Annotated in this window: 24 protein-coding genes and 1 tRNA gene; 13 read left to right on the plus strand and 12 right to left on the minus strand. The window is 46.1% G+C overall.

What is annotated here, in order from left to right; all coding sequences use genetic code 11:
* Positions 1–4 precede the first annotated feature (4 nt).
* The 9 genes from LWL52_RS01300 to LWL52_RS01340 all read left to right on the plus strand — a co-directional run bounded on the left by LWL52_RS01300 (position 5) and on the right by LWL52_RS01340 (position 5,449).
* A complete protein-coding gene (locus LWL52_RS01300) occupies positions 5–1,516 on the plus strand; it encodes a hypothetical protein (RefSeq protein ID WP_242916321.1) in 1,512 nt (503 codons plus the stop codon).
* 120 nt (positions 1,517–1,636) lie between these two features.
* A complete protein-coding gene (locus tag LWL52_RS01305; protein ID WP_242916322.1) occupies positions 1,637–1,921 on the plus strand; it encodes a helix-turn-helix domain-containing protein in 285 nt (94 codons plus the stop codon).
* 106 nt (positions 1,922–2,027) lie between these two features.
* On the plus strand, positions 2,028–2,210 hold the full coding sequence (locus LWL52_RS01310; protein WP_242916323.1) for a hypothetical protein: 183 nt from the start codon (positions 2,028–2,030) through the stop codon (positions 2,208–2,210).
* The gene (locus LWL52_RS01315; protein WP_242916324.1) at positions 2,207–2,659 is read left to right on the plus strand and encodes a hypothetical protein; all 453 of its coding nucleotides are present in this window, start codon (positions 2,207–2,209) and stop codon (positions 2,657–2,659) included. The genes LWL52_RS01310 and LWL52_RS01315 overlap by 4 nt, the downstream gene beginning before the upstream one ends.
* Before the next feature lie 11 nt (positions 2,660–2,670).
* Positions 2,671–3,531, plus strand: a complete 861-nt coding sequence (locus tag LWL52_RS01320; RefSeq protein ID WP_242916325.1) for a DUF4373 domain-containing protein — start codon at positions 2,671–2,673, stop codon at positions 3,529–3,531.
* A 102-nt stretch (positions 3,532–3,633) separates the two neighbouring features.
* Entirely contained in the window at positions 3,634–4,155 is a 522-nt protein-coding gene (locus LWL52_RS01325) for a terminase small subunit (protein WP_242916326.1), read from the plus strand.
* Complete coding sequence (locus LWL52_RS01330) at positions 4,152–4,412, plus strand: hypothetical protein (RefSeq protein WP_242916327.1); 261 nt, start codon at positions 4,152–4,154, stop codon at positions 4,410–4,412. Before LWL52_RS01325 ends, LWL52_RS01330 begins: the two co-directional genes overlap by 4 nt.
* Positions 4,413–4,448: 36 nt before the next feature.
* Entirely contained in the window at positions 4,449–4,694 is a 246-nt protein-coding gene (locus LWL52_RS01335; RefSeq protein WP_242916328.1) for a hypothetical protein, read from the plus strand.
* Positions 4,695–4,792: 98 nt separating this feature from the next.
* Positions 4,793–5,449 carry a hypothetical protein gene (locus tag LWL52_RS01340; protein WP_242916329.1) on the plus strand — a complete coding sequence of 219 codons (657 nt, stop codon included), beginning with the start codon at positions 4,793–4,795 and terminating at the stop codon, positions 5,447–5,449.
* Between the two features lie 55 nt (positions 5,450–5,504).
* Here LWL52_RS01340 and LWL52_RS01345 read toward each other — a convergent pair whose 3' ends face one another.
* On the minus strand, positions 5,505–5,690 hold the full coding sequence (locus tag LWL52_RS01345; RefSeq protein WP_242916330.1) for a BrnA antitoxin family protein: 186 nt from the start codon (positions 5,688–5,690) through the stop codon (positions 5,505–5,507).
* 136 nt (positions 5,691–5,826) lie between these two features.
* Between LWL52_RS01345 and LWL52_RS01350 the strand changes: the two genes are divergently transcribed.
* From LWL52_RS01350 to LWL52_RS01360, 3 genes are all read left to right on the plus strand, one after another.
* Positions 5,827–6,129 (plus strand): hypothetical protein, encoded by a 303-nt coding sequence (locus LWL52_RS01350; RefSeq protein WP_242916331.1) that lies wholly within the window; start codon positions 5,827–5,829, stop codon positions 6,127–6,129.
* Between the two features lie 65 nt (positions 6,130–6,194).
* On the plus strand, positions 6,195–6,419 hold the full coding sequence (locus LWL52_RS01355) for a hypothetical protein (protein ID WP_242916332.1): 225 nt from the start codon (positions 6,195–6,197) through the stop codon (positions 6,417–6,419).
* 112 nt (positions 6,420–6,531) lie between these two features.
* Positions 6,532–6,804, plus strand: a complete 273-nt coding sequence (locus LWL52_RS01360; RefSeq protein WP_242916333.1) for a helix-turn-helix domain-containing protein — start codon at positions 6,532–6,534, stop codon at positions 6,802–6,804.
* Between the two features lie 262 nt (positions 6,805–7,066).
* Here the strand turns inward: LWL52_RS01360 and LWL52_RS01365 are convergent, their stop codons facing one another.
* The 11 genes from LWL52_RS01365 to LWL52_RS01415 all read right to left on the minus strand — a co-directional run bounded on the left by LWL52_RS01365 (position 7,067) and on the right by LWL52_RS01415 (position 23,329).
* Positions 7,067–7,348, minus strand: a complete 282-nt coding sequence (locus LWL52_RS01365) for a hypothetical protein (RefSeq protein ID WP_242916334.1) — start codon at positions 7,346–7,348, stop codon at positions 7,067–7,069.
* Positions 7,349–7,512: 164 nt separating this feature from the next.
* Positions 7,513–10,275, minus strand: coding sequence for a hypothetical protein (locus tag LWL52_RS01370; protein WP_242916335.1), 2,763 nt, complete (start codon positions 10,273–10,275; stop codon positions 7,513–7,515).
* Positions 10,276–10,919: 644 nt separating this feature from the next.
* The gene (locus tag LWL52_RS01375) at positions 10,920–11,384 is read right to left on the minus strand and encodes a HEPN domain-containing protein (protein WP_242916336.1); all 465 of its coding nucleotides are present in this window, start codon (positions 11,382–11,384) and stop codon (positions 10,920–10,922) included.
* Entirely contained in the window at positions 11,381–11,896 is a 516-nt protein-coding gene (locus tag LWL52_RS01380) for a hypothetical protein (protein ID WP_242916337.1), read from the minus strand. Before LWL52_RS01380 ends, LWL52_RS01375 begins: the two co-directional genes overlap by 4 nt.
* Before the next feature lie 799 nt (positions 11,897–12,695).
* Positions 12,696–13,283, minus strand: coding sequence for a hypothetical protein (locus LWL52_RS01385; RefSeq protein WP_242916338.1), 588 nt, complete (start codon positions 13,281–13,283; stop codon positions 12,696–12,698).
* 313 nt (positions 13,284–13,596) lie between these two features.
* Positions 13,597–14,103 (minus strand): hypothetical protein, encoded by a 507-nt coding sequence (locus LWL52_RS01390; protein WP_242916339.1) that lies wholly within the window; start codon positions 14,101–14,103, stop codon positions 13,597–13,599.
* A gap of 19 nt (positions 14,104–14,122) precedes the next feature.
* Positions 14,123–15,145: a hypothetical protein gene (locus LWL52_RS01395; RefSeq protein ID WP_242916340.1), complete on the minus strand. Its 1,023-nt coding sequence runs from the start codon at positions 15,143–15,145 to the stop codon at positions 14,123–14,125.
* 97 nt (positions 15,146–15,242) lie between these two features.
* Positions 15,243–15,316: transfer RNA gene (locus tag LWL52_RS01400), tRNA-Ala, on the minus strand.
* A gap of 150 nt (positions 15,317–15,466) precedes the next feature.
* On the minus strand, positions 15,467–19,255 hold the full coding sequence (locus LWL52_RS01405) for a TonB-dependent receptor (RefSeq protein WP_242916341.1): 3,789 nt from the start codon (positions 19,253–19,255) through the stop codon (positions 15,467–15,469).
* Between the two features lie 216 nt (positions 19,256–19,471).
* Entirely contained in the window at positions 19,472–22,585 is a 3,114-nt protein-coding gene (locus LWL52_RS01410) for a TonB-dependent receptor (RefSeq protein WP_242916342.1), read from the minus strand.
* A gap of 129 nt (positions 22,586–22,714) precedes the next feature.
* Positions 22,715–23,329, minus strand: a complete 615-nt coding sequence (locus tag LWL52_RS01415) for a C40 family peptidase (RefSeq protein ID WP_242916343.1) — start codon at positions 23,327–23,329, stop codon at positions 22,715–22,717.
* Between the two features lie 80 nt (positions 23,330–23,409).
* Here LWL52_RS01415 and LWL52_RS01420 point away from each other — a divergent pair, with 80 nt between their 5' ends.
* Positions 23,410–24,858: an FAD-binding oxidoreductase gene (locus LWL52_RS01420; RefSeq protein ID WP_242916344.1), complete on the plus strand. Its 1,449-nt coding sequence runs from the start codon at positions 23,410–23,412 to the stop codon at positions 24,856–24,858.
* The last annotated feature ends 50 nt before the right edge of the window (positions 24,859–24,908 follow it).

The following is a 24,908-nucleotide window of genomic DNA, read 5'->3' on the forward strand; positions in this document are numbered from 1 at the left end:
TCTTATGGATACTCTTCAGACCCAATATGGGAAACAATCCACGCCTAAAGAAAGCAGCAATAATAAACATACTACGAGGCTATTTCCGCTAGATGATATTTTTTGTGAGGCAGCTTTAAGTAAGGAAGAAATGTCTCATCTGCATGGATTAAGCGTGCACCTAAGGATCTACATCAATGATGCAAGTCAGGTTATCAATGATCAGGACTCTTCAGTTTTAGAGCTGAAGAGCCAAAAGCTATCACTAGAAAAGCATGTTGTCCAATTGATTGATGGGCTCCGCCGCACTAATCTTGATACTGAAAGGCGAGTATTAGAGCTTGGAATTGAAAAAATAAATGCACTAATAAAATCTGCCAAGCAGGCTATTGCTTATAAAAAGTTAACCAAAAAAGCGATGGCCTATAAAAAAGTACAGGGAGATTTAAACTATGTATTCTTAGCTCAACAGCCAAGATTTGAAGTACAAAGCCCTCAGCCGAGTGAAACACTTACCCCATCCGGCTCAACGCAGCCTGCAAAAGGCCCATCATTACCTCCAGCTGACATGACGAAAGAGATCCGCTATCTTTTTAGACCTAAAACCAATAAGGAAATTGCAGATGATTATGAATACTTCAAAAGGGAGTTTTTGGAAGACGAGCCAGGCTTTGTTCCACTCTCTTATGATGGCTTTACATCGAAGGTATACACGGCGGAACTTGCAACGTTATTGTGTGGCGAAAACATAACCCTTTGGGTGCAGGGCACGGAAGGAGTATCTATCAAGTTAAACAAGTTGGAGCAGGCATTCTTTGCAAAGGCGTATGTGGTAGCCTACCAGGAAGGGAGAAAACAATTTGATGCAGATTTCAGCTTAAGTTCCGACATACTATACGGGCCTAACGTTGAAAGATATGTTATGAACCTACACCACAATTGCTTCCATGCGGAGTGCTTAGGCAGTAAGGAAGGCTGGTACGCATCGAAGGAAAGATATCCAAGGATACTTACCAGTGAAGTAATGAGTGATTTTGGTTTTTATGCCGGTATGCTATCCCGGGCAGAAGAGGTGTTTAAAAAGCATCCTTTCCTGTTTCAAGCATTTGCAAAATGCGAGCACCCAAAGCAGGCAATTGTTAATACAGGAGATAAAGCAAAGAAGCCACATCACCCTAATGTGAGTACATTAGAGGAAATGTTTGAAAATGCAAAATATGCCGAAGTTTGTTTGGACATACTAAGAAAGTTGCCAAAGCCTGTGCTTGATAGTGCCAATAACTACATTGGTAAAAATAAGGGCATATTCCCCTTATGGATAAAGATACTTCAACAGCACAAGCCTTTGCCTTTAATTAAGCCTTTAAAAGATATCGAGTATAAAGATATTTTGAATGCAACTATACATGGTTTAAAGCTAACAGACGATGCAAGCGAGTTCAGAAAAGATTATAAAAGACTTGCTACAGATAATGTCGAATTAGATATGAGAGCCATTCTTTCCCAAATTTCCCAAAGTGGAAAGTTAGGAAAGTAAGCCCTTTTTCTTTGCTGACTTTTACCATATCAAACTTAAACAGATATGGAAAAGACAGTTTTAATATCATTGCCGATTGATGAATTACAGACTGTAATTATCAATTGTGTGAATGCTTGTTTGAGAAACAATAAGCACCACCCTACCGCCCTACCAAAGCCAGACCGCTGCACCTTTGATGACGCTTTAGAGATAACGGGGTTAAGCAAGTCCAAGCTTTATAAACTCACCTCCTCTAATGAAATCCCGCATAAGCGCTATGGCAACCGATTGATCTTTAATCGCAAGGAGCTGGAGGAATGGGTAGAGTCGCAAACGGTAGAAAAATACGACACTGAAAGTGTGGCCCTGACCGTAGCCAGAAGCGCCAGGTCTAAAATGAAAGGAGGTTGCCGTCATGTCTAAGACGAACAACCTCCCGCGTAATATCCAATCATGTAAAGATAACACCCGGCCGCGGCAATTATTAACCATATTTCAATTTCTTAGCCAGCATATCGCGACTGCCTCCATGGTTGCGGCAGCTACGGGCATACCACAAACAACCATCTGCCGCTATAAAAGCGACCTTGAGAAAGCAGGCAAGCTTTGGGAGGTAACAAAAGCTCCCTGCAAGCTCACCGGCTTCAAAGCCTACTACCTGACCACAAACAAGGATAAAGCCATGCAAGCCCGGGAGGGGCAACATTTATGAATGCCCTGGCCGAACTATGCCGCCTCTCGCTGGAGCGGAAAAGAGAGCGCTACCCGAACGTCCCGCCTCATGGCATAGTTGCGCCTAAGCTATCCGACAAAGACGCCAACGGCCTCACCAGGTGCATCCTGGAGTACTTTCGGCTGCATGGAGGCTATGCCGTTCGCATCAACACGCAGGGCCAGTACAACGAAAAGCTTAAAAAGTGGACCAAGAGCACCACCAGGCGCGGTACAGCAGATGTTCACTCGTGCCTGAACGGAATACATTACTCCATTGAAGTAAAGGTAGGCAGGGATTCACAAAGCGACTACCAGCAGCTGGAGACACAGGAGCAGGTAGAAGGCGCCTGCGGCCGATACTATGTGGCACAGGATTTCCAAAGCTTCTATGACTGGATAAACCAGGTTAAGTACGACTATCAGGAGGAAGGCACCCATAGTAAATAATTCATGAGAATATGGCGAAAGAAACCTACTATTTCAAGCATGATTATAATGCGCGAAATGATTTTAAAATATCAGCTCTTATTTCAGATCACGGGGCCGCTGGCTACGGTATCTACTGGTGCCTGGTAGAAATGCTGCATGAAGAATCTGAACACAAGTTGCCGCTTGAAGAATACTTCTATAGAGTGCTTGCTAAGCTAACCTCAACAAGTGTTGATGACGTGTCAAGTATAGTTCATGATTGCTTAAATATCTATCACCTTTTCACTGAGAAGGAAGGCTTCTTTTATTCAGAGCGTGTTCTTCGCAATCTTGAAGAAAGAGAAGATATAAAGAAAAAACGATCAGAAGCAGGTAAAATCAGTGCTGAGAAACGCAAAATAGCAGCACATGTTCAACAAAGCTCAACACGTGTTAAGCAAAGCTCAACAAGGAAAGGAAAGGAAATTAAAGGAAAGGAAATTAAAGAAGAAGAAAATAGAGAAGAGGAAAATCTAAAGGCATCAGGTAAACCTGATGATTCAAATCAAGATGTTGAGTTGCCTAAAATCATTTTCCCATTTAATGGACCGGCGTTCCCGGCAGCCTGGAACGACTGGAAAGAATATAAGCAGGAGCAGCACAAGTTTAAGTACAACTCCCTAAAGTCTGAAATGATGGCGTTAAAAGCGCTTTGCACCCTGGCTGAAAACAATGAAGCAAAAGCGATTGAGATCATTGAGTACAGCATAGGTTCGGGCTACAAGGGTCTTTTTGCCCCTAACAACTATTCTAAATCGCAAACGCCACAGAGTGCGGGCACGGATAAGAACCCGGGAGCAAAACCATTCAATATCAGGGAAGAAATCAGGAGACAGCAGGAACGCGCATGAACCCAAACACTAATATGAATTTTATCGATTTATAACATAGGGTAAACATGAAATCCGGCCAACTGCCTTGCCATTTTGCTTGCTACGCTTATAAAAGACAACATGAAAAAGAAGAAATTAACCGATAAACAACAGCGCTTTTGCCTGGAGTACCTAAAGGACAGCAACGCTGCAGGAGCAGCAGAACGAGCCGGCTACAGTGAGAAGACAGCCATGGAGCAGGGGTACCAACTACTTCAGAAAACTTCAGTTCAGATGGAGATATCACGCCTGCAGGCAGAGCTGTCAGAAGCTACAAGGATCAAGGTAGAAGCGTTAGTGCTGGAACTGGCAAAGATCGCTTTTACAAACCTTCCCGATATCCTGGCGCCAGGTGATCAGTTGCAGGTAAAGGATCTGAATGAACTGACAGAAGCTCAACGCGCCTCTATTCTTGAGATCAGCGAGACGCGGGGCAAACTGGGCACTACCAGAAAGGTAAAGTTACACTCTAAACTCACGGCTATTGACATGCTCATGAAGAATCTGGGTGGCTATGTAACCGCTTCAGACCTGATCGATAAGCTGCCGCCGGAAAGGCTGGACCAGTTAGTAGATGATATACTTAAAAAGTTACAGAAATGAGCATAGGAAAGGACAACGTCAGATCGCTTCTGAAGAAGATACTGACAGGCAGTTTGGCGGCCGATTCAGCGGCTCTGGAGCTGCTAAGGGCTAAAGGCACCATACCCCTGCTGATAGTCGTCCAGCATGAAAACGGGCTGTATTCCATTGGAGAAGACACGGGCTTAACGCAGGTGCAGATGAAGGAACGGGTAAAAGGAGCGGTTCATGCGATAATAGATAGCGAAGATTATCAATTAGGTTCAACAGCAATTTAGCAGGCAGAATCTTACAGTAACCAAACAGATAGACACATGGAAAATAACACAAACGAAAGCCTGCAAAGACTGCAGCAGCTGCAAGACGAGGCGGCGGCCGAAAAGATCATGGAGCATCTCTCCAGTGTGGTTGTACCCGTACGCACGGCCGACGGGCTATACACCGTTGGCGACGAAACAGGACTGACGCATGAACAGATGTTGGCCATCACGGAGGGAAAACCGCGCCTGATCTTAGACGTGAACAGCATCTTTTTAGGGGGCAACGGCGCTACATCTTAGGAAGGCAAGCCTGAAATATCAGTGAATAAACAGTGAACTAAGATTAATACCGGGAGCGGAAATTAATAAACTACTCATAACATTTAACCACTTATTTTATGAAGACCAAAATAGAAATTCCTTCAGAGCCGATCGTGTTGGAACAGGCGGCACACCACATCGATGGTTACCGGCAACGAGCCGGAGAAGCATTAGAGCGTGTGCAAAAGGTAGTGGCAGCCTACAAAGCCATAGGGATAGGTGAGCTGACACAGGCTGAACTGAAACGGATGATCAAGGAAGGACCGGAGGCCCTGGTACGGGAAAAAATTGCAGGTACAGATCCGGTGCAGATAGGGGCCCTGAAATTAGCCTCGGAGAAGGTGAAGCAGTTGGTGGAAATACCGGACCTGCACGAGCTCAGCAATGAACTGGATAAGGTGCAGGAGCTCCAGCGGCGCGAGGCCCGTAACCCTGGGCCTAACGCGCTGGATGCTGTTGTCATCGTCGAGGGCATGGCCATAGCGAACGATGAGCAGATCAGGCGGGTAGAGACGGGCCATACAACCTACGCGGAAACAGAGGCAGAGAAAGAAGCTTACTTGTACCTAAGGGAAGTGGCAGACATCCTGGACTACCTGACCGACAAGTACGGCACTACCTTCCTGGACGGCGTTTTAACTCAGCAGCACAAATGGACGCCTGGTGGGGGCTACGAAACCAAAATTAACTTTGGCTACTTGAAAGGGAAAGTGAACCGGTCAAGAGGCAGATAAAGCCATTGTTTAAGAGTTCTTTCGCTTAAAGGGCCGCTCCATTGGGGCGGCTTTTTTATACTCCAAGCTGCCCTTTGGCATTTTGTGAGGACTTCTCCTTTTCATGTTCCACTGCTTCAGTACAAAGCATCCGGATATAGCCGGCGAAGCTTATGCCTTTCTTTTTGGCCAAGCGTTTAAGATCTTCTTGCAAGCCCTGCTCCATTTGGAAATTGACAGTCACTTTTTTCTCTTCATCCATAACGTTATGTTTTATGTTCTATACAAATATATAAAACACTATCAGAATACATTTAAAATAATATCAAAAATATTTGCAAAGTATCTTTTACCGTTGTACTATTGTTGTATAACACTATCAAAACGCTATAGCAATTATGTCAAAAGAAACACATACTCTGCCCCAGATCGAAGGACAGCCTTCCACTCTCTTTCACCACATAGATGCCAGTGCTGATATGTTTGATGTCGCGCCCCTACTGGAAATAATTTTAGATGGCGCCGATGCGCCTTTGGAAGCGGCGCAGCATCTCGAAGAGGCACATACCCTATTGCTGGATCATTTCCTTAAGCAGGGAGGCTATAATAACGTTTGGGCCAGTAACATTCTCCACACTTTGCGCCAGTTACGTAATGGCTTGCTTAAAGGCTCCAAAGGAATTGATTTAGAGGACTGTTAAAAATCATCACATCCGCTGGGAAATATCACATTCCATTGCATCAGATAAAGTTCTAACTAACACTTATGGAAAAGACACTATCTGACGAAGAACTAAAGCAAGTAAAAGCTGCGATAGCTGATCGCAGAAATGTCATGCAAGAGATTTTGAATCAGGCTGAGGCAGAGAGCCCTGAAGAGCTTACTAAACATAGGGGAGTAGGTCAAGCTATATGGTCGAAAGAAGTGCTCGAAAGTGCTCTCAACAAGCTTGAGGGCTGCGTGGAAGTAGTAATACACTCGACGAACTAAGAATAGGGAAAGGGCCGGGACATTGCCCCGACTTTTCCTCAAATTCCTTTGTTTTCAGTAATATAGGATTGTGAATATGGTATCAATTTATACAAAATTAAAATACTTACTAATGGGCATTATTGAAACACTACAGGAGGAGAACAGGCAGCTAAGGCGTGATTTTGAAGAGTTCTTAGCATACGTCACCGATTACATCGAAAGTATAGATGATGAAATAAAAGGCTACACCGCAGCAAGCAAATATACGGGTGTATCCGCCCGGCAGCTAAGAAGACTGGTAGAGGCGGGCAGCCTTCCTTTTAAGAAACACGGCCGCTCAGTAAGCTTCTCCCGCAAAGACCTGATCGAATATAAGCATAGTCGCCGACTCGTCAAAGTGTAATGGAGTTTATGCAAGGTGCCGTGGGAGAACTGAGCCGGTAGGTAGAGTATAAGGCGAAGGACTTACTAGTGACGAGAAATAAAAAAGCGGCTGATGTGGCCGCTTTCCTTGTTGCATTGAATAATAAGGCCACTCTATCTGAATATTTTTAGGTAGTACTTGAATTATTTTTAAATTAAATATACTTTCCTAAAAAGTAAGGACATTTTCACTGATCGACAGCGTCAAACATGTTCTTCATATAATCACCTTCTATTAATTGCTAACTGGGTAGAATGTTGTTTAAGAGCCAAGTAGAGCCTTTATCTTTAAACCCTGCCCAAGCGGCCTCACCTGTAAGGCCAGCAACAAGTAATTCATCATTAGCATCAATATAGAGTTTCAAATCATCCCGAATATCTTTTGCAGAAGAATTGCTCTTTATTATCCAAGTTGAGTCTAAGTTATGCCACCAAATACTGGATATTTCTTTAATCCGGTTAATCAACGCATCGTAGTTCTGTCCTGATTTGTTGAGGTCATAACCTATAAGGTAAGTTTTCATAGGATTGTTTGTTTTATAATTGCAAATATTTATGTACAAGTTAATGCTTATATATTAATAACAAAGTATTTAAAATCTTTTTTGAAAAGAGAAATGTTGGAGAGTAGGTAAACAGAAAAGCCACCCATAGTAGGTGGCTTTAACTTTAGTATGTAAATGTTCTTCTATTGCTGTACCACATTTAACTTGGCTGTATACTTGTCGGCTTTGCTGGTGATCTCCTTCACTGACGCCACTACTTTGAGTTTGGCTATAGTGGCAGCTAATCGTTCATAATCAAAATCTACTCCTCGTGGCGGGGCCATCATGTTGCTACTGGCCAAGGGTGCTGTAACACGGGGTAAGCTGGTATATCCCCCGTTAGCATACCCGCCTAGGCGAATATGCTCCAGTTGCTGAATAGCGGCCCCATAGATAGGATGTTCCACCATCCAGGCTGGTGCTACATACTCGTTTTCATGCACTACGCCCGCAACCTTGAAGCCTGTTTTATCTGCAGTGCCGGCACCTGGTCCGGTAAAGCCACCTGAGGCAAACACCTTCGGCGTGTCGGTGGTAAGCGTAGAAGCAATTTGAGACCTGAACAGCGCAAAGGCTCCTTTTATCAAACCCGTGATCAGGGCCGCTTTTGCAAGGCCCGCAATGCCGAACGTGGCCACGGAATCGGGAGAGCTTAACGCCTCGGCCGTAGTCTTTAATGTGGCCTGCAGCACGGCAGCTGTCGTGGCTTTCTCTAAGGTATCCAGCAGCAGGAACATGATGCCCTGGGTAAATTTCTCCATGTCCATGCCCTGCTGCGTGAGGGACTGGGAAAACAAATCCCCTACGTGGGCAATCATGGCGGCGGTAACTTCTCCCTGCTTCTGCAACCGTGCCTTGGTAGCGGCGGCGGATTCTGCCTCCTGTTGTTCTACTTTCTGGTTGTTGGCAATACGCTGGTCTGCCAGGTAGTTGCTAAGCTCCAGCTGGCGGGCCGTGATCTCTTCCTCTATACCTACAACCTTTCCCCTGAACTGCTCCATAGCCACGATCTCGGCCACCATGCGGGCAGCGGCCGCGTTCTGCAGCTTTGCCTGGTAGGTCTGTTCATCCAGCAACCCTTCGGCCCGCTGCTGCTTCAGTTCCAGCATAGCCGCGGCAGACCCTTCGGCCACATACTTTTTAGCATTGGCCAGCTGCAGTTTAAGGCGCTGTTCTTCAGCATCCGTTTTTTCCTGTGCCTGCTGCTGCTCATAGGCAGCCCGCAAATCGGCTTCTTCCTGGGCAGCTTTGGCCCGCAACACTTTCACCTGCTGGGCTGTGAGCCCTTCGGCCAGCAGTTCTTTTTTAAGGTTGGCCCGTACCAGCTGCAGACGCAGGTCCAGCATATCGCGCTCAGAGTTCAGGCTATTCTGCGTGCGGATATCGAGCAATGCGGCTTCGGCTTCCAGCTGCTTCACCGCGGCGTCCCTAGCTTTGGCTGCCCCTTCCTTTCGTATGCTGTTGAGCTTGTTTTGCAGCTCGATGGAGCGCGTAGTGCTCTGCGCCTCCAGCTGGTAGAGCTTGGCATTCGCTTCCGCAAGTTTGTCGTTGCCTTCTGTTAATGTTTCCGTTAGACGATTTTCAGCTACAATATTAGCAATGCGCTCCTTTTGCAACTGCAGCTGCCTTTTGGTAATTTCCTGCAAAGCTTTATCGGCCTCTTTAGCTGCCTTAATGCGTACTGCTTCGGATTGGCTCGTATCATCGGCCAGCTTCTTGTTCTTTTCTATAAGAACATTCGCCTTTTCACGGTCTACGTTCAGCTGTCTTTCCGCATCCCGGAGGCGTTGCGTCTCACGTTCTACCGCCTCTGCAGATAGTCGGGCTTTATCCAAATTCTCGGCCCACGCTTTCGATTTGGCGCTGGCATCCGTTACGCCAATGGTAGTCTGTGCGATGCCGTCCTGTATCTTGGTGAAGTCACGTTCTGCCAGTCCCTGCAGCAGCACCCCTAGTCCTTTGATGCGGGTAATGAAAGCATTCAGCGCTCCCCTGCCCAACTTTTCCAATAGGTCGCCAAAGTCCTCAATGCCGTTGAACCAGTCCAGCGTGGCCTTACCAGCTGCCGAAAGCTGATCCACGATCACGCCGATGACGGTGGTAAAGCCCTTCATTTTGGCAGAAACGGTATCTATACCCTCCTGGGTGCGTGTCAGATAGGAGATCAGGCCGCCGATAACGACCAGAAAAGCACCTATACCAGTAGCGATCAGGGCAAATTTGAGCAGTTTCAACGCTGCCACGTTACCGATAACGGCCGCTTTGTTAATGTTGGTAGCGATGGTGCTGCCTTCCGTAGCTGCTTTGGAAGCAAGCTTTGCTTCCGCTTCGGCCTGGATCGCTTCTTTGGCACCGATGATCACGTCCTTTGCCTCGCCATATACTTTCTGCAGGGTACCGATCACCCCCGAAAGCTTACCCGAACCGTCTGCCGCATTAAGGATGCCCTCGGTATAGGCACCCACACTGCGGCGGTTGTCGCCTACACGGGCCTCCAAGGTCTTCAGCTCATCGCTTATCTCCTTGGTGCGCTTTTCCAGCACGCCGCCGATCTCGGCATTTTTCCGCTCTTCATCGCTCAGGTTATTCCATTGGTCAGTGAGCACACTTAGTTTGGCACGCAGCTGGGTAATGCTGCCCTCATTGCTCTTATAGACCTTATCCAGGTTCTCCATCACGCGCTGGGTATTGCGCTGCTCTCCCTGCAAATCTTTCAGGGTACCTTCCAGCTGCAGCTGCTTCTGAATCTGTGCATCGGTCGCGCCGCCTGCTTCTTTGATAGCGGCAGCCAGCTGCTTCTGCTCTTCCTTTACCAGGTTGATGTTTTTGCGCAGGTCTACCAGCTTCTTTTGCTCGGCTGCTTCGTCAACCTTGATGCGTAATATGATGTCATCGGTGTTTGCCATATCATAAGGGCATCGCCCGTAAATTAGTTTATTCTAATTTACGATATAGAATATTCATCAGGGAACCATATTTCTAGTGTCTCAGCACTGGAACATAGAAGTGCGTACTTCGGTATGGCGGAGTAAGTTAAAGAATTTCACTTCAATACGTGAGTAAAGTGAAGCGGACGAAAGATGTGGCAAATTAATGTTGCTAGTGACCCAATAGTGGCCAGCCTTAATGTATAACTTTTTGCCAGTCACCTCCAAGGTCGCTTTAGCGGAGCTTGGCGGCTGGAGCGGCTTTGAGGGGGCGTGGTGGCGCGCCTGAAACAAAAAGATCGGCTGCTGGCCAGTCTTTTTTATGTCATTGAATGAATGTATGATACACCAAGTTTGAACGCTGCAAAATTAATTTACTAACATAGCGAAAGGGTCGGGGCATTGCTCCGGCTTTTTGATATCTCTATTATCACGTCTGGTTTACCCGAGTGTCATTCGGGGAGGGTACCTTAAAGGACACCCCCGGTCAGAAAGACGGGCAATCCGGAAGTATATTTATTGCTGTATAAATTCTAGGAGGAGAGATTCTGTCGATGAAGGGTATTCTCACGACCTAACGTGCTATAGGGTAAGCGGTGTAAAAGGTAAACGAAAAAGCCACCCTATTCGGTGGCTTCTGCTTCTTTTGTTGGAGGTGTTTTGGGGGACTTTATCTTTAAGCCTCTTTCTTCTAAAAATTTCCTCACAATTTCTAGGTTCTCTCTACAGTCTTGTAGATGCAATTCCTGTAGTTCATCAAACCCCTTTTGAGATAAAAATCCATCATATCTTGCGCTTTTGCTATGGTGATATAAATCCTCAAAGGCCCCATATATTTCTTTTGGGAAGGCCAATTTAGGCGTAAACCCATTAGGCTTTGGACTTATACACTGTAGAACATCATGATGGCTGCCACCTGGGTCCTTCTTACTCTTACACAGATAGGCACGAACCATGTGTAGGCAAGAATAAAAGGTGACTGTAACTTTCCAGTCAAAGAAGGAAGTTAGCGCATTTTCACAAAGAAAGTTAAAAAAGGTTTCGTTATGACTTGCCTGTTCTAAATGTTGCGTCTCCGCTTTACTCATGCAGCAACTTCTATTTTTACAGCCTTGTCATGCTGTATCCCAGAAGCTAAGCGCTCAGGAAGATATCGGAAAACGATGGGTAAGCGAGAACTTAACCCGGTGCATTCATAACTAGTTAGAAACTCATTGAACACACTTCTACTTTGTAGATTGTAGTCTTTAAGTACAATAACAAGTTCAAGAGTTGCCTCAGAATCATTTATTTTCCACACTGAAGAAATGAGATGAGAGTTCCGCTTAATTAAGCCACGAACTACAGTGTACATCATCGACCTTACCCCCTCCTCAGCTGAAGCATATGTTTTTACCATAGCCGCCAATGGATCAGAAAGAGTCTCCTGCACCTGTCTTGCAAAGGCAGTAGTTATATTACTTTCTATCAATTGCGCAGAATGACGCGCCTCACCACTTACGTTTTGAAGTACGTCTGCAAATTGATTTAGTATAGTGTGCAGCTGTTGGGTTTTCATATCCAAAGACTGCTTATTTTCGCTTTTTGTAGCCGTTTTCATTTTTGCTGACCTTTCCGCCTGCTTTCGTTAGTCACTGTTTACTTAGCAGAACCTTTTTAGGTTTTACGTCTCTGTATTTTTATAACAAAAAATTGAGGAGATTGGGTCTATTTATCCACATTTAAACCAACGAATTACTTCAAACTTAATAAGTAATAACAACAACAACAACAACCATTGCGGCCAGACAGTATTAAACAGGGCCAAAATCAAGGGCCTGACATAAAGCATATAGTACTTTATTAAGTGGTTGGCTTGCTACAGCTGTAGCCAATTGGATATTCATTGCACATATTTTTTTAAAAAAGTTATTCACAGCTCCATTAAAATTTAGTACTCCGGATACATTAACATCATCTGGCTTGACTTTTTTGCTCAAAAATAAGAATTACAACCTCCAAAGCTGGCATTCAGTCGGCTCCTTCTCTTTGAACTCGTACAGCGTTCAGGTAAAAAGTATCCTTGGTAACTGATCAGAATAGATCGGCATAGAGCAGTCATAATTCTATTCGTTTTGGGTGTTGAGTGTGTCACATAAGGAGGGTTTCCGAGAATCCACCCCCGGTCTAAAAAGCAGCGAATGCGGAATAAGTGTTTTTTTACCTGTAGTAGACTATAGTACGAGAGATTATAGCTGCCATCTTTTCGTTTACTGCCAGGTGCTGAGGGTGACGTACTAAGTGGCAGCTGACTTAATTATTCATATTGACGTTTCAGCTTGCGCAGTTCGTAGCCCACTCTGTTGGGGTGGGTAGTGAGCAGAATCAGAGCATACTTTATGTAATAGGAGACGGGCATTTTATAAGTCAGACATGTTTGCTGCTTTTCTCTTCTCAATTGCTTTATCAGTTAATTCACTGTCTTGGTATACCATTTTAACTAATAATTTATCAGTAATTTCTAAGCTGATGTAGTTCTCTTGTCCATTGTCCAACTTTGTTTTCCAGTAAGTTGAGAATGTAGCTTTTTCTAGTTCTATAGCTGTCAACTCAAGCCCGTCTCCTTCCTCAAAGGGGTAGTCAAAGTTGCGGTAGGAGTCTCCTTCACCATATACACCCGTAATCTCTTCAATCAATGTTTCATATAGGTCTATTATTCTGCTTTCTGATGAAGCTTCAAAAAAAGCAGTGCCTTGGTAAAACTTGCCTTCATGCAAACTGAAAGCAGTGCTATAGGTGGTTCGCTGTCCTATTTTTACATTGTCATAGAATAGCATTCCAGGTTTCGATAGCTTAGCGTTATATACTCCACCTTTGGCTTTTGCTACTGCTATAACATCCTCCTTCGATGACCCGAATTTCAAACCAAGAAAAGAATCAATTTTCTTCTGAGGGAAAGCTAATAGACTAACAAAACATAAAGCAAGTGCTGTAAAAAGTGTTTTCATGTGGTTTAGATAAAGTCTGCTTTTTTAATTGTTCTTTAAGACGACGTCTTGCTAGTGGTGTATTTGGTTCAACGAGAGGATATTAATCTTTGCAATTTGTAAAAATATTAATAATGAATTACATTAATTACTAAAAATGTTGTGCCACAAGTGCCGCTTGTGCCATGTGCCGGCAAGTACAAATATATTTCCCTACATAATGAAAGAGCCCACAGGAAAACTGTGGGCTCAATGTAGTGAGGAGTCTTGCGCAGATTATTAACTCTTATATAAGTAGGCAGAGTTATTTTTACAGAGGTTACATTTAGGAAAGTTAGAGACCTGGAGCGGACTCATTGACTTCATTCTCAAATAAAGAGTACATCCTTTTAATAACCATAAGAAGCGTCGTAAGGAAAACAAATAACAAGAAATAGCTTATGAAGTTTGTAAAATGTAGGAGGTAACAATTAAAGTTTATAAGAGTCATAATGCTGGTTAAAATACATGCAACAGACAGCAGTATTGTATACATTATATTCGCAAGTACCTCTCTTACTAACTCTACCTTAACCTTTCTAACATCAGCTTTGCGCACTATATCGAATAGGAGTACAACAACATTAAGAAGCAGCCCTACAAATATTGCAAGTACCGAAACAATAGTACTGATCATGCCTTCCTTTATCAATGCACCAAAATACACTAATAAGGCTGCAGCAACTAGAGGACCCCAGAAGAAGGAAAGTTTATCAGTGATATCAGGTTTCCCATCATTTTGATTAACGAGGGTACTTTTGTGATCACGAATAATTTTTCGGATATCTATTTTAAAAGACATAGAGCAATTTTGTTGAAAATCATTTAGTTGCTTTGTTATACCCCATTTCTTCTTTTATTGACTCAAGATAATCTACAGAGTAAGAATGTATGCTGTCAAAAGTTGGATGTTTATTTGCATTCAGCACAATCTGATCATCAGGTACGTAAACATTGGGGGAAATATTAAAGTTATTGCTCTTCTTTGCCAAAGCTTTTCTTCCATTAAATTCATATTCTACCAGAATATCATAGTCTTCATCAAAGCCCAATTCATCTAGATCTGGTATATCAATAATCTTCGTTCTTTTTCCAGAGAACACATCTAAAATAGCTTTTTTGGCTTCTGGTATAGATGAAACGCCTTTAACTACTATATCAATTCCTAATTTACTATACGGACTGTATTTTGCTCCAAATAAATTGCTGCTTTTATCCGCTGGTAAAGAATGTCTTCTAAGAATAACCTTATCTATTATGCCTTCTTCTTTCATGGCATTAACAACAGCTTGTGAAACTCTTGTATTTATCTGTAAAGAGTATCCTGTAACTGCTTGGTTGAAAAATTTTCTTAGATGGGCTTTGATGGCTTCTGTAATAGACTTACTGGTGAAGCTCTGCACAATTAGAATACCCATATCGCTATTATCTGGAATCCAGAGAAGATAGTAGAAAGGAGTACTTACTATCTTCTCTGGCGTTATCTCGAAAGCATCTTCATCATCAAACCTTTCTTTGTGCTTTACCTTGCCGCCGATATCGGAGGATCCTCCTTCTACTAATCCACATATTATCCTCTTTGCTTTATGTACGTGAAAGCCATTAGGATCTAAACAGATTGCCTTTTGAGTACTTTTATGCGTGTGGAATCTATTATCAAAGCTATTGATATATTTTTCAAAGAAACCATAAAAGGTGCAATCCACAAGAGGTTCGTTTACCCCTGAGCTATTCTTAAAGAGTACTGCCTGTTTACTGAATACTTCGTCAAACATTAGGTACTCGTCAGCACCATGTTTCTTTATTCTTAAAGTAAAGCAATCTAGTTTGATGTTTTGCGCCATAGCAGAGGTTCAATATTGGTAGAGGTTGTGTGCAAATTGTGTGTTCCAATAAAAAAGGCACTTACAATTTTTAGTTGTAAGTGCCTGATTATCAATGTGGAGAATATCGGAGTCGAACCGATGACCTCTTGCATGCCATGCAAGCGCTCTAGCCAGCTGAGCTAATCCCCCGTTTGAGTGACACAAAATTAGAACAAATTTCGAATATCCAAAACACTTGAGCAGGAATTGCGAAATAAAGTAAAATAAAAAAGGGCTGCACTGGCAGCCCTTTTTTATTTTATCAAACTACAAAATGGAAAACATTTTGTAGTTCATTAATTAGAAGCTATAGCGCAAGCCAAGCTGCATACTCCATGTACTAGCAGTGCTAATGTTCTTCTCGAATTGATCAGTTACCAACTTATCGTTTATCTGCTTCATACGATATACCGGCTCACCATCGCCATTGATGCTTCTAAAAGCAAGCGGGTTGTTGATGATGTATCTTTGCTGAATACCCCAGTTCTTGTTAATCAGGTTCGCTGCGTTCAGGATGTCAGCAGTAAACTGCAACGTGTGCTTGGTCTTGTTCTTACCAGTTTCGATATAGAAGTCCTGCATGAAGCGAACATCTAGCTTGTTATACCAGGGAGTCAGAGCAGCATTTCTTTCAGCATACTCACCTCTGTGGTTTTTCAGATAAGAAGAGTTATTGATAAATTGCTCGAAAGCTTCTTCCTGCTGAGCTACAGAATAAACAATGTTGTTATCAGTATACTGCTCGAAGTTCATCTCTGAAGCATTTCTTGGAATGTACATCAGGTCAGTAGAGCTGTTGCCATCACCATTCAGATCACCGTTAACTACATAGCTGTATCTTGCCTGGTTTGACCCTTCGTAGAAGATAGAAAGAGTTGAAGCAAAATGATTCGCATATGCTTTCTTGTATGACAGGTTAGCTACCACACGGTGAGGAACACCATACTGAGAGTACCCTAATTCTTCTGCATTAGATGTGCCGACATTTGGGTTAGAGTTCCATACTGAAGAAGCCTGAGAACCTGGGTTTGCAGTTACCTCTTTCGCATAGGTGAAATTATAAGCAACTGAACCGTAGAAACCGTTTGCGAAAGACTTGCTTAACATAGCAGTTAAGGCAGATGAATAACCTTTGTTTGTGTTCTCCAACACAATAGCTGTATTAGTATTTGGATTGAAGCTTCTGTCCTTAGCATCTACCTTGTTGTCGCCGTTAATATCTACAAAGCGTGGTCTTGTATTGTCCCCTTCAATAATTTGTCCGGTAGCTTCTTGTAAATTTGCATTACGCATTTTTACCCCGTTCACATCTTTTGTGTACAAGCCTTCTAAGGTCAGCGTGAAGCCGTTGCCAAGCTCTTTGTCAACAGCAAGGTTTGTTCGGATTACCTGTGGGAATTTAAAGTCAGGATCCATCAATACAATGTTGCCTAATTCTTCTGCATTAGATGTGCCGACATTTGGGTTAGAGTTCCATACTGAAGAAGCCTGAGAACCTGGGTTTGCAGTTACCTCTTTCGCATAGGTGAAATTATAAGCAACTGAACCGTAGAAACCGTTTGCGAAAGACTTGCTTAACATAGCAGTTAAGGCAGATGAATAACCTTTGTTTGTGTTCTCCAACACAATAGCTGTATTAGTATTTGGATTGAAGCTTCTGTCCTTAGCATCTACCTTGTTGTCGCCGTTAATATCTACAAAGCGTGGTCTTGTATTGTCCCCTTCAATAATTTGTCCGGTAGCTTCTTGTAAATTTGCATTACGCATTTTTACCCCGTTCACATCTTTTGTGTACAAGCCTTCTAAGGTCAGCGTGAAGCCGTTGCCAAGCTCTTTGTCAACAGCAAGGTTTGTTCGGATTACCTGTGGGAATTTAAAGTCAGGATCCATCAATACAATGTTGCTCGGTACAGAAGTTCCAGCTGTTTTAGGGAAAAGGTCAGCATAAGCATCCGGGTCAGCGCTGAAGTGGATAGTTGACAGAGTAGCAGCGTCTTTGATCGCTCCACCAAACTGGTACATACCAGAGTTAGTAGGCATGTTTGTCAGGAACACAAATGGAATACGGCCAGTGAACAGACCTGTACCACCTCGAAGTACCAGAGACTTGTCGCTCAGCACATCCCATCTGAAACCAACCCTTGGAGATAGCAGGATCGGGCTCTTTGGCCAGTTACCTGAGTTGTAAGTAGAAAGCTCACCATGCTTGTTATACAGCTGCAGCTTGTTAATCTCTGGGTTAGCAATTGGCTGCTCATGGTAAATTGCTTTGTCGGCACGTACACCAAAAGTTACATTCAGGGCGTCATTTACCTGGACTTCATCCTGAGCGTACAGACCTAACTGGCCCACTTTCAGTTCAGCAGAGAAAGGGTTTTTAACACCTGGTACCAGGGAGTAAGTATAAGCATAGTATGCAGGGGCACGGTCTTTTGCAAAGTCATCAAGTGAGCTGTAAACATAGTATCCGTTAGAAGCAGCCATAAACATGTTACCAACGTGCTGATATTCGTAGGAACCACCCGCTGTAAAAGTATGCTTACCAAGATAATAAGTGAAGTTATCCGTAATGCTGTAGATATCATTCACTACTTCGTTGTTGTAAGTATAAGGGTCCATACCTGCACTCATGTAGTTGCCGCCCTTGCCATCGAAGATATCGATAGTTGGAAACACGCCGCCAGGGAAAGTACGAACTGTCTCAATCTTACTTACAGTAGCCAAGAACTGGTTTGCCATTTTGCCACCAAAGTTGCTGTTCAGTTCCAGTGTACCGGTTTTTACCGCATCCTTAAAGCCATAGCTGCTATTGGCAAAAGCCATAGAGTTGTTGCTGAAACGGCTGTAAGGCAAACGGCTAACTGAGCTTTTCGCACCCGTTGGAGTGAAGCCACCACCGTTTGGTACACTAGTGGCATTAAGGGCTACATCGTTGGTGTTTTCGAAGTCGCTATACTTTAAAGTAAGCTTGTGGATTGCGTTAATGTTCCAGTCGATCTTACCTAAGATCTTGCGGTTCTTATTCTCGAAGTTAGGGAAATTGTCGTATGCGCCAGTTTCGTAGCCATACTTAGACTTCAAGATATCTGAGAATTTCTTCAGAGAGTCAATTGATGTTTCAGAGACGTTACCTATGCCAGAGCCACCTTTAGGAGACCAGGTAATGCCTGGCTTAGAGCCTTTCTCATACTCACCATTCAGGAAGAAGAACAGCTTGTTTTTAATGATCGGGCCACCAAGTGTACCACCAATGGTTTGGTTTTTAGAGTCTGTGATGGAGTTGCTGATATCATTGTCACCTACTTTAGTGCCAAGGAAGTCTTGGTTTCTGTAGTACGTATAAGCAGAACCTTTGAAAGTGTTAGTACCGCTCTTGGTTACCGCGTTGATACCAGCACCTGTAAAGCCAGACTGGCGAACGTCGTAAGGAGCGATGTTTACCGAGATTGCTTCGTAAGCGTCCAGAGAGATTGGCTGAGCACCGCCACCTGGAAGTGGGTCGTTGCTAAGACCAAAGTTGTTGTTGAGGTTTGCACCGTCTACCTGGATGTTGTTGTAACGAGCGTCACGGCCAGCAAAGCTGTTGCCGCTTGCCTGTGGCGTAGTACGGGTGAAGTCAGTAATGCTACGGGAAATAGTAGGGAGTGTAGCAATCTGTTGGCTGCTCACGTTTGTAGCAGCACCAGTTTTGGTTGAGTTGAAAACCGAAGCACGATCCGCACTTACTACTACTTCCTGCAGTTCAGTGCCTGAATCAGATAAAGTAGCGTTCAGCACATACGGTTGGCCTAGTTTCAGATCAATACCGTTGTAAGACTTGGTTTGGAAACCAATGTAGCTTACTTCGAGCAAGTATGGGCCGCCAATACGTACGTTCGGGATATTGAAGCGTCCCTCTACGTTCGTTGCAGCACCATAAACGGTGCCCGATGGCTGGTGAGTTGCCTTCACTGTTGCACCAATAAGTGCTTCGCCTTTGGCATCCTTTACGTAGCCGGTAATGCTACTGGTTGTTACCTGCGCCCAACTGTACTGACTCGAGAGTACCATCGTCAGCGCGAGGAGCATTAAACTATAAAACTTTTTCATAAGGGGTTGATTGATTTTGGGTGCAAAAGTAATTCACCCTGAGCGTATTCTCCTAACCCAAGTGTTAAATTAAAATTATTTTTTGTACCCTCTGCCGATATGCTGGATAATGATTTTTAAGGTGTAACTTTGCAAGCTGTGCAATAAAAAAGGGCTGGTTTTTACACCAGCCCTTTTTTATTTTCCTTCTCTTTAAACGGCAATTCAGCAACCTTTTCAGTTAAAAATATAGCGCACGCCCAGCTGCCCCTGCCACCTGGACTCGAACGGTGACACGTTGTATGCCCGGTTGCTGGGGTTAAAAGTATAGGTGGGCAGGCCCTGCGGGTCGCGGCCATTGTAGCGGATGAGCTCGTTGGCATTGTTGTTTACAAAATACTGCCGGCCCCAGTCTTTGTTGAGCAGGTTGCCCACGTTAAAAATATCTAATGTGATCTGCAGCGTGTGTTTGTTCTCGCCGGTGGTCAGGTAAAAGTCCTGCAGCAGCCGCAGATCGAACTGGTGCGTCCAGGGCATCCGGCCACCGTAGCGTGCCACATACCCGCCGCGCTGCTCGCTCAGGTAATCATCCGAACTGATAAAGGCATCCAGTGCCGCCCATTGCTCTTCCGGCGAGTAGGTAACCCCGCCAATAGTTACCGGCACCAGGTTGATCTCTTCGCGGTTGCGCGGCACATACAGCAGGTCGTTGGAGAAGTTGCCGTCGCCATTCAGGTCCTGCGCATACAGGTAGGTGATGGGCAGTCCCGACTGGCCCTGGTAAAAGAGCGAGATGCCAGTGGCAAAGTTGTTGGCATACCGGAAAGTATACCCGCCTGAGCCTACAATCCGGTGGCGGATGTCATAGCGCGAGTAGCCCAGTTCCGGGTTGTTTGGGTTATTGACGATCTGGTTAAACTCATAATTGGATAGGGCCGTGGAGCTCGTGCCGCTGTTCACGTCCTTTGACTCGCCATAAGTATAGGCAAGCGATGTCTGTAGCCCATTGGCGAAATTCTTGCGCAGCTGCCCTGTTAAACTATACCGGTATCCCTGGCTGGTATTATCCAGAAAAATAACGTTGGTATAACTGGGGTTGATGCGGCGCTGTGCCGGGTACACGTTCCTGTTATCGGGCCCGGGTAGCTGAGCGTCCGGGCTGGCCAGGTTCAGATCTTTGTACACCACATCATTTACTGTTTTAGAGTAAATGCCTTCCACCGTCGCAACTATATCAAGAGGCAGGTTATAATCAAAAGCCAGGTTGCTGCGCCATACCTGCGGCAGTTTAAAATTTTCATCTATCACATCTACTTCCACGGTCTGCACCGCCGAGCCGGCGCTTTGCTGCTGGGTGGGGTCAGGCACAAAGCTTACCGGGTTGCGCTGGTCCACGGTGCCCAGGATAGTGCCCGTGTTGATAAACTGGTTGGAGAGCCATACAAAAGGCACGCGGCCAGTAAAAATACCTGTTCCGCCCCGCACCTGGAAAGAGCGGTCTTCGGTGGGGGTATAATTAAAGCCAAAACGGGGCGCCCAGAGCAGTTCTCCGCTGGGCGTGCGGTCGGTGCGCAGACCGGGGTAAATATTGGCAAAGTTGGTTTCGAAGCTGACATTCCGTTCCGGCTTATCGGGGAATACAGGCACATCCAGGCGCATGCCAAACGTTAACTTGAGCTGCTCGGAAGGAGTAAATTCATCCTGCACATAAAAGCCCAACTGGGCGGCATTAAACGAGGCGGCCGGCCGCGGATCGCCGGTCAGCGAGTAGGTGGCCCGCACCCGGTTCGGAACGTTGTTATAGAAGTCTTCCAGCGAGTTAAAATCCCAGCGGCCGTTCAGGTTGTTGAGAAACAGGTTGCGGAAGCTGAAGAACTCGTTGTGGGTGCCCACCGTGAAGTTATGCTGGCCCACCAGGTAAGTAAAGTTATCGGTTACTTCAAAAATATCCTGGTCCAGCTCGTTGGCCGTTGAGGAGCGCTCGGAGCCAAATACAATGGTGCCCACCGGATCAAAGATGGTTACCTGCGGAAACAGGGCGCCGGCCGTGGTGCGGTAGTCCCGGATGCGGGAGTAGGACAGGATCAGGTTGTTGGACATGTTGTTGCCGAAACGGCTGTTGAGCTCGGCTACCGTGCTGTTCGTCTTGCTGTTGAACTGGTAGGCATTGTTGCCCAGGCGTATCTCGGCGCGGCTTCGGGTAAAGTTATCCTGCACGGCATCCACAAAGTTATGGCGCAGCGTAAGCTGGTGGTTGTTAGTGATGTTCCAGTCCAGGCGGCCGAAAAATTTATCGCTCTGTGTTTCCCTGTCAAAGGTGCCCACCGATCCCACGTCGTAGCCATAGGTAGTCTGCACAAAACTGGCCAGCTGCTGCACCACGTCCAGCGGAATCTGCGACTCGGCCGACCCGGGCGCAAACCTGACCGGCTCTGTTACCCGGGTGGCATCATAGTTAAAAAAGAAAAACAGCTTGTCTTTGATCACCGGGCCGCCCAGGCGTGCGCCATACTGGTAGTTACTGAATTTATCAGCCTTTACACGGGGGCCTTCCACAGCTTTGCCGATCGAGTTCTCGTTGCGCCCGAACGTATAAACAGAGCCCGAAAATTTGTTGGTGCCGCTGCGGGTCACAGCGTTGATGCCACCGCCTGTAAAGTTGCCCAGCTTTACATCATAGGGGGCAATTACCACCTGTATTTCCTGGATGGCGTCCAGCGAAATGGGCTGCGAGCCCGCTTGCCCGCCCGGCGTGCCCGAAGGCGACAGGCCGAATACATCATTGTTGATGGCACCGTCTATAGTGATGTTGTTGTAGCGGTTGTTGGCGCCGGCAATGGAGTTACCCGAAGCCTGAGGCGTTAAACGGGTAAAGTCCTGCAGGCTGCGGCTAAGCGTTGGTAGGGTTTCCAGCTGCTCCCGCGATACGTTTGTGGCAGCACCAGTGCGATCCTGGTTAAACACGTCGTTGCGTTCGCCCACTACTTCTACTTCGCTCAGCTGGGCAGTGCTTTCGGTCAGCGCGAAATCGACCCGGGCTGCTTGCCCCAGCGCCAGGTTCACGCCCGTTGTTCGCTGCTCCTGGTAACCGATATAAGAAGTAGTGACGGTGTAAGGGCCACCCACCCGCATATTCTGAATATTATAAGCGCCTTCGGCATTGGTACTGGCTACATACTGGGTGTTGGTTGGCGTATGGATGGCGATTACGGTAGCGCCGGGCAAGGGGGTGCCGCTCTGGTCTTTAACCGTGCCGTTTAAGGCTGCCGTAGTAGCTCCCTGCGCCAGTGCCAACTGGAGATGTAAAATAAAAGTGCAGCACAGGAGTAATCGTTTGTATAAATTATTCATAGCATTTACAACTAGGTGATTTACAAGTACTTTTACTAGTTGTAATACGCGGATGTTCTTAATGTTTGTGTTAAGATTTTTGCATTAATCAGGTTGATTTTGGCTTACTAATAAAAACATACTGCTGACCTAGAAATTCTGCGGTCTTACCGCCCGAATGAAGATTTTCTGGAAGTAATCGGACATCAGGTTATTTTCTGTCACGCCCAGGGAGGTAGAGGCATGTATAAACTTAACCTCCTCGTCGTTGATCACTTCGGTAACCATGCCCACGTGCGTTACTTCGTTGCTGAACCTGCTGGGGCCGAAGAAAACCAGGTCGCCTTCGCGTATGTTTTTGATCTTCACTTCTTTACCAAAACGGCTTTGTTCTTCGGATGTACGGGGCAGCGTGACGGCTATACTTTGAAAGGAGGTGCACAGCAAACCCGAACAGTCCATGCCCACGCGGGTGGTGCCGCCCCATTTATACGGTACCCCAGTATAGGAGCGGGCTGTTTTGATCACAGTGTTGATCTGCCCGTCCAGGCTGCGGGGAATGTTGCGGCTTTTGGAAGTGGCAACACTGCGGCTTGCCGGGCCAATATGGCGGCTTTTGCGTTGCTGGCGTTTGGCGGCCGCAATCTCCCGGGCAGAACGGTATTCTTCGCCGCGCTTACTAAAAACGGGCTGCGTGGGCTGGCAGGAAGCCAGCAGCACCAGGAAAAAGATAAATAAGGCTGAAGTAGTATAAAATGTTCTCAAAGCTTATCTTTAGCGTAAGTCAAAATAAAAGTAACCAAATAGCAGTTGGCTAAATTAGCAATTAGCGCTTCCTTTTGAAAATGAAATTTAACCCCGTAACCCCAGATGTTGTCGCTGCCCTGGCGGCCATAGTAGGTGAGGAGCACGTTGTGCTGCCTGCTGCTGCCGACGACATGTTCCGCTATACCCACGACGAAACCGAAGACCTGCGCTACCAGCCGGAGATCGTACTTAAACCAGCTAACGCTGACGAGATCAGCCATATTATGCGCTATTGCCACGAAAACTTGCTGCCGGTAACTCCCCGTGGTGCCGGTACCGGGTTAAGTGGCGGCGCGCTGGCGGTGCACAAAGGCGTCGTGCTCTCCACCGAGCGCCTGAACCGGATTATTCAGATCGATGAGCGCAACCTGCAGGCCACCGTGGAGCCGGGCGTGATTACGCAGGTCTTTCAGGAGGCGGCCATCGCCAAAGGCTTATATTACCCGCCGGACCCCTCGAGCCGGGGCAGCTGCTTTCTGGGCGGCAACCTGAGCGAGTCGAGCGGCGGGCCGCGCGCGGTAAAGTATGGCGTCACAAAAGACTATGTGCTGAACGTAGAGGTAGTGCTGCCCACAGGCGAAATAACCTGGACCGGCGCCAACGTGCTGAAAAATGCGACCGGCTATAATCTCACGCAGTTAATGGTCGGTAGCGAGGGAACCCTGGGCATCATCACTAAAATTGTGCTGAAGCTGATTCCGTATCCGACGCAGAACCTGGTGCTGCTGGTGCCTTTCCGGCAGGAGGAGGAAGCCTGTGCAGCCGTATCGAAGATCTTTATGGCCGGTATCATCCCTTCGGCACTGGAGTTTATGGAGCGTGAAGCGATTGAGTGGGCCGATCGCTACCTGAACCTGCACCTGGACCGCCCTGCCGACGAGCGGGCTCACCTGCTCATCGAGCTGGATGGCAACGACATGGACCTGCTGTTTAAAGACGCCGAGCGCGTGTATGAAGTGCTGGAGCAATTTGATGTAGGCGATATTCTGGTGGCCGATACCGAAAAGCAGAAAGCTGAGCTCTGGCAACTGCGCCGCAACGTGCCCCATGCGGTAAAAGGCAACTCGGTATACAAGGAAGAAGATACGGTGGTGCCCCGGGCCGAGCTGCCCAAACTGCTCAAAGGCGTAAAGGAGATCGGCCGCAGGTATAACTTCAAATCGGTGTGCTACGGCCATGCTGGCGACGGGAATCTGCACGTCAACATTGTGAAAGCCGATATGAGCGACGAGGATTGGAACCACAAGCTGCCGGAAGGTATAAAAGAGATTTTCGAGCTATGTGTTAGCCTGGGCGGTACTATTTCCGGTGAGCATGGCATTGGCCTGGTGCAGCGGCCCTACATTGGCATTGCCCTTAACCCGGTGCAACTGCACCTGATGCGCGGCATCAAAGATTTGTTTGACCCGCATGGCATTCTGAATCCGGGTAAGATCTTCCTCTCCAGCAAGGAAGTGGCCATGCAGGCACCTGTGCTGCAGGCGTAATACCGCTTTTCTTATACTTCCTAAATAGCAACAGGCGCAGAAGATGAGTT

The sequence above is a fragment of the Pontibacter liquoris genome, from assembly GCF_022758235.1.
Classification (GTDB): Bacteria; Bacteroidota; Bacteroidia; order Cytophagales; family Hymenobacteraceae; genus Pontibacter; species Pontibacter liquoris.